This is a genomic window from Desulfobulbaceae bacterium (genome assembly GCA_015231515.1).
Classification (GTDB): Bacteria; Desulfobacterota; Desulfobulbia; order Desulfobulbales; family VMSU01; genus JADGBM01.
The window spans coordinates 41316-53048 of the sequence record JADGBM010000004.1; the positions used below are offsets into that span (position 1 = coordinate 41316).

Below are 11733 nucleotides of genomic sequence, written 5' to 3' on the forward strand. Positions count from 1 at the left end.
TTTGTCATGATAGAGATGTGCTTAGATTTGCAATTATTCGATGAAGACGCTGTTCAATATAAATTTTGATCTTTAAAAATAATATGCAATAATAAATATACTGTTCATGGCATAGAAAAATTGACAAAACCTATAATTATTAAGGAGATTTTTAATGAAACGATTTTTATGTTTAATGGGATCTGTACTGACAATTCTTTGTTTTAGCGCACATACCTCTGCGGAAGTCATTGAAATAGTTGGTACGGGTGATGGTGTAAATATCCTCAAATCTTTAGGTGAAGCCTTTACCAAACAAAATCCTGGAGTAGATATATCTGTCCCCGAAAGTATTGGATCCGGGGGGGCTGTGAAATCTGTAGGTGGAGACCTGAACGTGCTTGGTCGTGTCGCTCGAACTATAAAAGACAAGGAAAAACATTTCGGTCTTATCTATAAACCATATGCGAAGGTTCCTGTTGTCATTGTTGTGAGCAAAGAAGTTCCTGTTGATAATCTCAGTTACCAGCAGGTTGTTGATATTTTTAGCGGTGAGATAACCAACTGGAAAGATGTTGGTGGCAATGAAGATAGCATTAAGGTGGTTAAGCGTGAAGACGGAGATTCTTCACTGCAAAATCTACGAAAGCAAATGCCTGGTTTCAAGGATATTCAATTTGTCAGTACTGCTAGAACCGCTTTCAGCACCCCTGAAAATTTTGAACTTATTGGTCAAAAAACAAGGACTATAGGTTTTGGCCCCTTTGATGTTGCGAAATTTGAATCCGTTAAAATTCTGAAAATTAATGGGAAGTTGCCTTCTGAAGAAGACTATGAACTCTTTGGAACACTCGGACTTATTTATAAAGAGGTAAATAATAAGGGCAACATCAAAAAATTTATTGATTTTGCCACTTCATCATCTGCTCGTGAAGCAATTATTGCCCGAGGTGGATCGCCTTTATAGGTGAAATACACTAACTCTAATTACTTCTACTTGTCAAAACCAAAAGTTTTACACATAAGTGAAAAAAATTGTTTTTGAAGAATAGTTATAAAATACAAGCAGTGTTCAAAAACGACTTTTGGTTTAGTGGTTTTTGGTGAAAAATGTTGCCTTGTTTTGACGGTTTGATTTGAAAATATGGCTCTGCGTCAGGATATTTTCAGTTGAACCCAGGAGAAGGAAGCCGTCGTTCTTCAGCATGCTGTGAAACTGCTTAAAGATTCTTTCTCGGGTTTCATTGTCAAAATAAATAAGGACATTTCGGCAAACAATTACATCAAACTTTCCAAGTTTATCAGCAAAAGGTTTTGTCAGGTTTAGCGCTTTAAACTCGACACTATTTTGAATACGATCTGTCACTTGCCACGAGTTGCCGTCCTTTTTGAAATACCTGCTCCTCCGTTCGGCAGAAAGGCCACGGCTAATTTCAAAATCATTGTATTCTCCTTTAACTGCACGTTCCAGATTAGCAACAGAAATATCAGTTGCCAGAATCTGTAAATCTTTCTTTTTAGTAGCATCCAGCATTTTTTCTTCAAAAAATTCGTCGATCAGCATGGCAAGGCTGTATGCTTCTTGGCCTGTAGAAGAGGCTACGCACCATATTCTTTTGGGGGATGTTGCTGGACAAATGGACACTGCCGGAGTTCGGCAATAGTCAAGAATCTTAGGGCAGATTAGTTCTTTAAACAACTCAAAAGGGTAAATATCTCGAAAAAATGACGTTTCATTAATGATAATCGCATTAATAATTTTCATCTGTAGCTCATCTGAAGCCTTGTTCCGTCTCAGGTGCAGAGTAAAATCTATGAAATTTTCAAAACCTTCTTCCTGAAGAACAGGGAATAAACGGTGCTGAAATAAATAGTTTTTGTCGCTATTGATTTTAATGCCACATTTTTCGTGGATATACCTCTGCAAAAAGGAAAAGGCTTTTTCCGGCAAATCGGTAACTACTTCGGATCTTTGTCGTAATAACTGGGAAATTTTCCTGGGGATTTCGGTAAGCGGCTTAATGTCATCGATATGGCCAGTAGCAACGGCACTTCCGGGCATTCCCCAGACCACACTTGATTCCTCATCCTGAGCAATTGTATAACCGCCATGCTCCTTAAGGGTCGAGATTCCAACTGCGCCATCATTTCCCATTCCGGTAAGAATGATAGCGATAACATTGCCATTGTAAACGTCAGCAGCAGAGCTAAAGAGTGTGTCGACCGAGGGGCGGCAGCCGTTAACGGGAGGTCTTTCGTTTAAAACAGTCACAATCTGGTCATCCATCTTTTTTACTGTAAGGTGTTTGCCTCCAGGGGCAATATAGACATAATTGTTACTAACTGTAGCGTTTATTTGTGCTTCCATTACGGTATGACGGCAGTACTTATTTAAATTAGTTGCCAAAGAAAGGGTAAATGATGCAGGCATGTGCTGAACAATAAAAATTGGCAAATCGGTTTTTTCACAAAGCTCTGGGAGCATATCATGAAGTGCTTTGGGGCCTCCAGTCGATGCGCCGATAATGATTGCCTTGAATTGGCAATGATACGGCAGAAGAGCATCAGTTTTAAGTTTTTTAGAAGTCTCTATTGTGCGTAATGCTCGCTGACGCACATCAGGGCTATGTTCCTTTTGGGTATAGAGATAAATTTTCTCCCGAAGCTGGTCTCGTAAGATTTCAATTGCATGTTTCTCACTGACCTGTTGGGGTTTATGTATGTAGTCAAAGGCTCCTTCCTCAAGGGCTTGTAAAGTGGACTGAGCTTGGTTTATATCTGAGGCTGGTACTAAGTAAATTATACAGATTGGTTTCGTTATTTTCTCTAAATTTCTTAGTAGGTTTATTTTTTTTAATATTTCAATACCGTTTAAACCTGGCATATCAGCATCAAGAATAATCAAGTCTGGTGGAGTATCTTCTATTAACAGTAACGCCTTTTCTCCGCTCCAGACAGAACCAATAACTTCTGTGGTAGATATTTGTGCAAGGCTCTTTTCAAGAGTATTGCGGAAAATTCGGGAGTCATCAATGATAAGGGTTTTGAGAACAGAAAAATTGGGGGAAGACTTAAGGGTGTTTTCTGTCATTTTTTTTGTAATGAATCCAAATAGTTTAGATATTGTGGAGGTTACGAAAAACTGAATTTGTTAACAAGTTTTTCCAGATCGCCAGCAATGTCAGTCAGCTCATTGGCTATTTTGTTAACGTGCTGGGCGCCGGCATCAGTTTCTTTTGCTTCTTTACTGACCTGTAAAATGTTTTCAGACAATTCTCCGGTGGTTTTTGAAGCATCATTACTGTTGCGGGACATATCATTTGCTCCCATTGCCACCTCAGAGATAGATGATGCAATTTCTGTAGAGTTAAGACTTGCTTGGGAAATACTCGCTGCAATAGTAGTTGAGGTCTTATTTTGCTCTTCGACAGACTGGGCAATTTCGGTCGACGTTTGTTTAAGTCTTACAATAATTTCCGCTACTCCATCGATAACCCTGACAGCATCTTCAGTATTTATTTGGACACCTGAAATTCGTTTAGCGATATCTTCTGCTGCGGCTGAGCTTTGGTTTGCCAATTCCTTAATTTCGTTTGCTACTACGGCAAAGCCTTTCCCTGCCTGACCAGCTGAAGCAGCTTCAATTGTGGCATTTAATGCTAATAAGTTTGTTCTTTCAGCTATCCTTTTAATAACTTCAGTAACTTCACCAATTTCTCGGGCGGATGATCCCAGCCCTTTCATAACATCTGTCGCGTCACTGGCCATATTTGCAGCTTTGTTAGATATTTCCGTACCATCTTGAACCATCTGAGAGATTTTGCTTATCGACAAAGTCATTTCCTCAACTGAATGTGCCATTTCACCCATAGCCTGGGACATTTCATCAGCACCGGACGAAACAGTTGCGATATTTACACTCATCTCTTCTGCAGCTGACGCCATAGAGTTTATATTACTGGACATTTGTTCGGTTGCACTGGCTACACTTTCAGATTTTATCATCATATTTTCAGAGTTTTGAATCATTCCATAGGAGACTTGGGATAAGCTCTCTGATGATTTAGTGAGAATGACCGCATTGTTTTGAATCTCTTTGATCATCGATGAGATATTCTTTACCATTGTGTCCAAAGCAATGCCAAATGTATCATTTTTTGACTGGATATAAATAGAGTCTGGGAACTTGCCAGAGGCGATGGTGTTAGCTAATTCTGCTCTCTCAGAAATCGACTCAAGCATTATATTGATGGCTGCTGCGAGCTCACCGACTTCATCGCTGCTATTAACATTCATTCGTATGGTAAGGTCTCCATCCGCTATTTCTTTAACCTTGCAAATGGACTCTTTTAGAGGAGTCGTTATGGATTTAGTCATAAATGCAATGGCAGAAATCATCACAATCAGGGTGATGCTAAGCAGAAAAATAATCTTAGTGGTAAAATTAGTTACAATTTTTGCGGAGTTTGCTTTTTCGGTTGCTATTGAATTAGTTAATTTCTCAATGCTATTATTTTTCAAAACAGTCATCATGAGGTTGTTTGATTTGTTGATATTTGCAAAAATACCATCAAGTTCATCTAATGTACTCCTGATATTGGTAAGTGTTACCTGCATTTCGACATATGCATAAGCCGATGGGGCTTCATTTGTAAGTTCTTTACTGACTATGTAATTGGCTTTTGAAAGTTCTTCATTGCCATATGTATGAAAGTCAGCAGCTGATGGATTTTCTTTGGTTGTGTATCGTATGTAATATATATCCTGGCTTTCTTTAAGAAAGCTTTCAAAATAAGAATTAATTTCATCTTGTTGTTCTCCCATTACGGCGTAATGAAGTAATTGCTTAGAGATGATTTCCAGCTGTTTGTTTATTGAATCTTTGTATAGATCCAGCATCATTATTTGAGCCAGGTCATCAGCATCTTCAAGCTCTCTTACCGTGTTCTTGAAAGCATCTCCTAAAACCTGCATAGAACTTTCATTAGCTTCAGTAAGGGTGCCTGTAAATGAATCAATCATTTTTTGATTTTCGGAATTAAAATTCTTACGAACAAACAATGAGATTGCAAGTATTGCTATTATTGAAATAATCGAGATACTTACTATCAGCTTTCGGGTGATTTTCATTTTCAGGCACCTTGAAATTGGGTGAAATTAAAGAAAAGTTCTGTTTAAATCATAGCAAAGGGATTACCGCAGGTAAAGGTAATGAATCGAAATCACATGAATTATGGTAGTGGGTGACCATTGATTAACAAGTAGCACAATTTGGTTATTGTTTGTTGATACTTGCCAGCATCATTCTAGCATTTAATAAAATAATAAGTTTATCCTCAAGTTTACATACTCCACTGACAAAATCTGTTCTGCTGCGTCTGTCAGATTCACCCTTTGTCAAAGTGGTATTTTTTTTACGTCTGTCCTCAATGAGACCGGTGTTAACTTTTGTTATGTCACCAATTTTATCCACAAGAACCCCGAAGGATTCACCCGCCTCTGGTTTAAAAAGAACAATTCTACTCTCTCTACCAATATCTAAACAGTCGTATCCACACATCATTCGTAAGTTGAGAATGAGATAGTATGACCCTCGAATATTCACATAACCACAAACTTCTTTAGGCGCGTGATGAACAGGGGTTATTGTAAGCTCACCAGAAACTTCTTTTACATCGGTGATAGTAAGACCATAGAGTCTTTCAGCTAAATAAAAGGTGCAGAGCTGTAGCGAATTCTCATCACCAAATAATAGTGCGTTTTCAGGCATTATATGTCTCGATCCATCTGTGTAGCTGCAGAAACACTTTCTAAATCGTTGATCTTCTTAATAATGGCATTTATGAGGGATTCACGGTCGTATTTCTTCAAATAACCGTCAAAGCCTACTTCTTTATACTTGGCTTCATCTGGATCAACATCAAGTGGCAAAGTAGCGAATATCGGTATCGTCTGTTCTTTTATGCCGTTTTTAATGAAATCAACTAGTCGGTTTTTGTTGTTTTTTAACAGATTTAAATCAATAACAATTACATTAAAAGGCTGTTTCCCCAATAGGTGTATAGCATCTTCAACTGTTGCTGCGATACTGACTTTAAATTTGGCAGAGCGAAAATATTGCTTGATGAGCCTCTGTAAAAGCTTGTCCTTTTCAACTAGCAGAATGTTGGGTGTTAACGAAGTATTGAGATTTTGGCGTTCCGGCGTAAGGCATTTTGGTTCTGCCTGCTCTATCAGACTGTATATGTCCAAAATTGATGTAAGTTGTTTATCGAGTATCACAGTACCAAGCGTCGATTGACCGAGGAATCCTTTTTCTTCAAATTGCTCGGGAAGCAAACGGGTTCCACTGAGACAATTTATCAGTATTCCTACTGGTTCTTTCACATATCTTGGGGTTACTAGAAACATCTCTTCATTTTGTACTGGAGAGTCAAGGTCCAGTATATTGCCTAGTCGAAGTACTAAGGTAGATATTCCATTAATTGTAAGAAACTCTTTGTCGCCAATAGATTCGATCTGTTTTATTGCTACACGCTTTATGTTTTTCACTTGCAACAGGGGTAATGCAAAATGTTCATCGGGGTTATTTGAGAAAAGCAGTACATCTTGAGATATACCTATTTCTTCAGTTTCTCGAGATAGTGATCTGCTATTGGTAACATCCACATTGTAATACTTGGCAATGCCATCGACATCGAGTATCAATGCCATTTCCCCATCACCCATTATTGTCACTCCTGAATAAATAGGTAAATGCTGGAGGAAGCTATGCATGGGCTTAATGACGATTTCCTCAGAACCAATGACTTTATCGATGATCAGGCCAAATTTTTGCTGACCTCCTTTGGTAATCAGAAAATGCAAAGAGTCGGGTGTATGCTCTGCGGCACATTGAACCTGTTTTTTTAATTGGCTGTATTTATTCGTAATTGAAAGTTTTTTTTCCTCGGTAAATGGTTTGTTATGTTTTAAAACTTCAGAAAGTCTGACAATAGGGATAAGCTCATCACGTAATCGGTAGACTTCCTGATTGCCAAGGCATTCAATTTTATCATAGATGTCATTATCATAAAGACAGACAAGTTCTTCTACCCTATGCTGAGAAATTGCAAATCGTTGCCCGGAAACATTAACCGCCATGCTAGGAATGATTGCCAAGGTTAAAGGGATTTCAATAGTGAATGTAGTTCCTATATTTAACTGTGATTCAACACCAATTGTTCCACCAATTTTCTTGATGGATGTATTAGCAACATCCATCCCGACACCACGCCCAGAAAATTCACTGATCTCCTTACAAGTGGTTAGTCCTGGTTTGAAAATGCAGGAGATAAGCTCTTTCTCATTCATTTCCTCATAAATCTGAGCCTTTGCACGATCGAGTGTCAGTAATTTATTTTTAATGGCTATTGGGTCAATTCCTCGACCGTCATCCTTAACGACCACCTGAATGTGGCCTGCTTCATGAGAAGCCTTAACCGTTAATTTGCCTGCAGAGGTTTTTCCTTTTGTTGTTCTAACTAAAGGTGTTTCAAGGCCGTGGTCACAACAGTTTCGAATTATGTGCATCAAGGGGTCAGTCAAAGATTCAATGACTGTTTTGTCCAGTTCAACATCATTACCGGAGCAGGTTAGATCAATTATCTTTTCTTGTTTTTGGGATATATCTCTAACTATTCGATGAAATCGGCTAAAAATAATATCAATGGTTTGGAGCCTGGTCTGCATGATGGTTTCTTGCAGTTCAGTTGTCACTTGATCGAGGCGTTGAGAAATTCCCTTTACAAGAGGGGTTGTTGTGTCTACCGCTCGAAGGTGTTGATTCCTGACTAGAACGAGTTCTCCGGCAAGTGCAAGCAACTGGTCAAGGATTCTTACATTAAGTCGAATCGTGTCCGATTGTTCACTCTTGATTGGTTCAGGATGCTCAGAGTTGCTATCACAGGAGTCAATTGGAAACTCAGTTTGGGCAGGGTCTTGCTGACCGTTTAAAGCATTGATGGTTGTTTGATGTACTGAATCTGAACCCAAGGCCACGTTTTTTTGCTTTTCTGAAGATTTGATACCATCATCTTCCGGATGCAATTTTAAATTTATAATGGCAGTACATATGGCATCGATATCCATATTATTGCTGTTAAGGATATCAGCAGTCATTTTTTTTAAGATATCGAGCCCTGAAAAAAGATGATCAAATATTTTTTGGTTGGGAAGTTGTTTGTTGTCACGAATGGGTACAAGAATGCTCTCCATTGAATGGGCAAGCTTCTTGATGTTATGAAGTTCCATAAAACCTGCAGCACCTTTTATTGAGTGCAGCGGTCGAAATATTTGCGAGACTATTTCCTGGTCCGGCTTGTCCTTTTGTGTTTCAAGGATGAGAAGGCCCGACTCAATTTTTTCAATATGTTCTTTGAGTTCGCCGACAAACTCAAATATCAGGGGTTCATCCATGAATTATTACAATTATGTTTGCTGACCTAACCACTGCATAAAAAGATTGACTGCTTCAGGGCATAATTGCGTGCCTGAAACCTCTTGTATGATACTAACTGCTTTTGCTTGGGGCATTCCTTTTCGATAAGGACGATCACTGGTCATAGCATTAAAAGTATCTGCAACTGCAGCCATTCTGGCAACTAATGGTATCTCTTCACCTTTAAGCCCGTCCGGATAACCTTTGCCGTCAAATCGTTCATGGTGGTGAAGGCATATTGGAATAATTTCAGCCAAACTTTCAATTGCTTTAAGAATATTGGCACCGATCACTGGATGGGCCTTGATATGCTCGTATTCTTCACTGGTTAGTTTACCATCTTTTAACAGGACACTGTCCTTTACACCGATTTTGCCAATATCGTGAAGTCTGCCACCAATCAGAGCTGTTTCAATTTCACTTTCACTTGCACCGGTTAGGCGAACCATTCCTGCAGTTATCTCAGCTACTCCTTCTGAATGTCCTCTGGTGTATGCATCACGTGCTTCAAGGGCGTGAACCAGGCTGGTAATGGAGGCTAACATCATTTGACGTTCATTCTCCAGCCGTTTCGTTTCATGGAGCAAGATCTGAAATTGGTCAGAAAGAATTCTATCTATAATAATGATCAGTTCTTCCGGGTTGAAGGGTTTTACAAGATAGGTAGCGGCTCCAAGTTCAACAACGCGTTTCATGTAGGATCTTTCTGAATGAGTACTCATTATTACAATAGGTATCTCATGGAGATCGCTGTCAGCTTTAAGCTGTCGGCACAAAGCAAAACCATCCATTTCAGGCATCTCTATATCACTGAGAATTAGATTTACTTTCTTTTTCCGCAGCATATCGATGGCTTCTTTACCGTTTGAAGCGGTAAGAACTTTAAAGCCGGCTTGAATTAGACCATATTTAATTGCTTTACGGATGGTGGGAGTATCTTCAACTATTAAGATGGTATGTACGCTGCGAAACGATGAACTGGCAAGGACGTTTGTTATCTGTTCTTGCAGCCTTTCTAAGACTTCACTTTTGGGCAGATAGGCTGATGCACCAGCTTCAAATCCTTTAGAGATATCATCTTCAGAATCAAAGTCACTAACCATGATTACTGGAAGAGATTTTGTTGAACTAGTATCCCTTAGATCTTTGCAGAGCTGTAAACCGTTTTTGACGGGCATATCAACATCTGTAATGACCAGATCAAATTGATTCTGACAGGCACATTTGAATGCCTCTTCCCCGTCAGCAACCTCAGTAACTTTATAATCGAGCTTTTCAATGTGAAGTTTTAGCTTTTTTCTGATAACTGCTGAGTCTTCAACGAGTAATATATTTAATTTAGTCATGGATAGTATTTGAATTATTAAATAATTTTTAAGGGAAACTCGATAAATGATATCAAAACCAATTTACAATATCAAATTTTATTATAGCTGGCTCTGATCGATAAATACGTTGTTATGAACAGTGGAGTGCAAGTGGGGGGTGGCTCACGGTAAATTTATTCTAACTTTCAAGCTACTGAAACACAATGGGTATTGCCAGTCATTTTTAACAAACCGAATACTGAGCGGGTGTTAAATGATAGCTGTCTCATTTTTTGTGCCACACTACGTACGCCGGTGCTTTTGATTAAACCAACTGCGAATCTTCTTATTCTGGTCATGTTCTCGGGGCCGTGCCCTTTGGAGATTGGATAAGAACCAATCTAACACGCAGTGAAAATGTTGTTCAGGATATAATGTAACTTGCCAAGGTTGTTAAGTAATTATATTAGAATAGGTAAATATTCGGTTTGCCCTGAAAGGGCCAGAACATACCAGCCCAGGGCAACGCCCTGGGGACTGGAATAGTACAGATAGCCCTGAAAGGGCGTGACATCTAAGCTGACCCTGCCGGTTTTAAGCCTATGTGACGCCCTTTCAGGGCTATTTATTATATGTTCCTATATCCCAGGGCGTTGCCCTGGGCTAGTATGTTACGCCCCTTTGGGGCTGAGGAAAAACACCCGCTAAGGAGGAAATGTTACTACTTAACTGTTTTTAGCTCAAGCCGAATATTTACTAGAATAAAATCACCCTGGATAGCGCTAACCTGTTACCCTGGTCGTTCATGATGTCCTCAATCACATTCTAAGAATTGCCAGACTGAAGACTGTTACTGAGGTTCTATGATTTTCCCCAATCTCGTGTCTTTAATCTATTAGCTTTCAAAATCTGATCGCAATACAGTTTCGTGATCTTGGCCTCCGTAGAAAACACCGATGATAGATATTAAATCAGTGCCCACGGCAAAGGCGATCACGGCGCGTTTTTTATAATTTGTGATGCGTAAACCAGGGCGTATGTCATCGCGACTGTTTCCTCGATACGGGAAGTCCCGCAGATTTTCGCAATACGTGACGATGGAACTTCTAAATCGATCGGTTTCCGCTTGTCGCGGAATGCGTAGTGTCCAAGGAAATGCAGGTGCTGCTAGGCCGCAGGAGATTCGCCTGAGCAAGTACAACGCCTTTTCGTTGTCAGTTGCCAAATACCGGCACAGCAGCCCAGACAGCAACAGAGAATTGTAGGCAATCGCGACATTTGCAATCAATCGGCCACAAGAGGTAGAACCGACACTCGTGTCACCAGCCGCCATTTGAGAAATTCCGTCATCATTGGATGATTTTTCATTAATTGCGGACTGGCGGCCACTGCCTGGCTGTATGCACCAAAGCAAGAATCCATACCGTTTCCCGCTCGATCTCGTATACAAGGCGATAACTTTCATGCGGTATCAGTTCGCGGGTACCAGAGATCTTCCCCTGCTTACCTAAATAGCAATGCTTGGCCAACATGGCTGCCGCATTGCTGAATAGCTCATCCATACGGGCAGCTGCGCTCGGGTTGTTGGTTGAAATGTAGTCCCACACGTCGGCGCGGTCTTGCTCCGCTTCTGGCGTCCAAATGACTCTCACGCCGCCGGACTCGTTACCTGGTCACGCCGGGCGGCAAATGCGGCTTCAACCTCTTCATTTGACCGGCCACGGTCAGCTTGCATAGAAGTCCTGCCGGCTTCGACTTTGCTGCGTAGGAACTCGTCATATTCCCGCGCTTGGCGCTGGCGGTGGACAAACTCGCGCATTAGCTCGCGGAGCACTTGAGAGGCCGGCCGATGGGCGGCCTCGGCCTCGGCCATGAACTCGGAGCGCAGCTCAGGTTCTAGCTTCATCGTAAAAACGGCTTCTTTCGGCATGGTGCAACCTCCTCAGTTTGTTTGGTAATGACTTATTA

At 40.4% G+C, this 11733-nt stretch carries 8 protein-coding genes and 1 pseudogene; 1 reads left to right on the forward strand and 8 read right to left on the reverse strand.

What is annotated here, in order from left to right:
* The first annotated feature begins 154 nt into the window (after nt 1–154).
* Entirely contained in the window at nt 155–946 is a 792-nt protein-coding gene (locus tag HQK80_01525; protein ID MBF0220905.1) for a substrate-binding domain-containing protein, read from the forward strand.
* A gap of 123 nt (nt 947–1069) precedes the next feature.
* Here the strand turns inward: HQK80_01525 and cheB are convergent, their stop codons facing one another.
* The 8 genes and pseudogenes from cheB to HQK80_01565 form a co-directional block, all read right to left on the reverse strand.
* A complete protein-coding gene (gene cheB, locus HQK80_01530; protein ID MBF0220906.1) occupies nt 1070–3070 on the reverse strand; it encodes a chemotaxis-specific protein-glutamate methyltransferase CheB in 2001 nt (666 codons plus the stop codon).
* Nucleotides 3071–3111: 41 nt separating this feature from the next.
* The gene (locus HQK80_01535; protein MBF0220907.1) at nt 3112–5109 is read right to left on the reverse strand and encodes a HAMP domain-containing protein; all 1998 of its coding nucleotides are present in this window, start codon (nt 5107–5109) and stop codon (nt 3112–3114) included.
* A 145-nt stretch (nt 5110–5254) separates the two neighbouring features.
* On the reverse strand, nt 5255–5749 hold the full coding sequence (locus tag HQK80_01540) for a chemotaxis protein CheW (GenBank protein ID MBF0220908.1): 495 nt from the start codon (nt 5747–5749) through the stop codon (nt 5255–5257).
* Nucleotides 5749–8436 (reverse strand): hybrid sensor histidine kinase/response regulator, encoded by a 2688-nt coding sequence (locus HQK80_01545; protein MBF0220909.1) that lies wholly within the window; start codon nt 8434–8436, stop codon nt 5749–5751. Before HQK80_01545 ends, HQK80_01540 begins: the two co-directional genes overlap by 1 nt.
* 12 nt (nt 8437–8448) lie before the next feature.
* Entirely contained in the window at nt 8449–9804 is a 1356-nt protein-coding gene (locus HQK80_01550) for a response regulator (protein ID MBF0220910.1), read from the reverse strand.
* A gap of 856 nt (nt 9805–10660) precedes the next feature.
* A pseudogene (locus tag HQK80_01555) lies at nt 10661–10879 on the reverse strand (type II toxin-antitoxin system RelE/ParE family toxin).
* A 253-nt stretch (nt 10880–11132) separates the two neighbouring features.
* The gene (locus HQK80_01560; protein MBF0220911.1) at nt 11133–11417 is read right to left on the reverse strand and encodes a type II toxin-antitoxin system RelE/ParE family toxin; all 285 of its coding nucleotides are present in this window, start codon (nt 11415–11417) and stop codon (nt 11133–11135) included.
* On the reverse strand, nt 11414–11695 hold the full coding sequence (locus tag HQK80_01565) for an antitoxin of toxin-antitoxin stability system (protein MBF0220912.1): 282 nt from the start codon (nt 11693–11695) through the stop codon (nt 11414–11416). The genes HQK80_01560 and HQK80_01565 overlap by 4 nt, the downstream gene beginning before the upstream one ends.
* Nucleotides 11696–11733: the final 38 nt, after the last annotated feature.

Excerpts from the sequence above, each read along its gene's own strand:
- HQK80_01525 (MBF0220905.1), top strand. The coding sequence starts at position 155 with ATGAAACGATTTTTATGTTTAATGGGATCTGTACTGACAATTCTTTGT.
- cheB (MBF0220906.1), bottom strand. The coding sequence starts at position 3,070 with ATGACAGAAAACACCCTTAAGTCTTCCCCCAATTTTTCTGTTCTCAAA.
- HQK80_01535 (MBF0220907.1), bottom strand. The coding sequence starts at position 5,109 with ATGAAAATCACCCGAAAGCTGATAGTAAGTATCTCGATTATTTCAATA.
- HQK80_01540 (MBF0220908.1), bottom strand. The coding sequence starts at position 5,749 with ATGCCTGAAAACGCACTATTATTTGGTGATGAGAATTCGCTACAGCTC.
- HQK80_01545 (MBF0220909.1), bottom strand. The coding sequence starts at position 8,436 with ATGGATGAACCCCTGATATTTGAGTTTGTCGGCGAACTCAAAGAACAT.
- HQK80_01550 (MBF0220910.1), bottom strand. The coding sequence starts at position 9,804 with ATGACTAAATTAAATATATTACTCGTTGAAGACTCAGCAGTTATCAGA.
- HQK80_01565 (MBF0220912.1), bottom strand. The coding sequence starts at position 11,695 with ATGCCGAAAGAAGCCGTTTTTACGATGAAGCTAGAACCTGAGCTGCGC.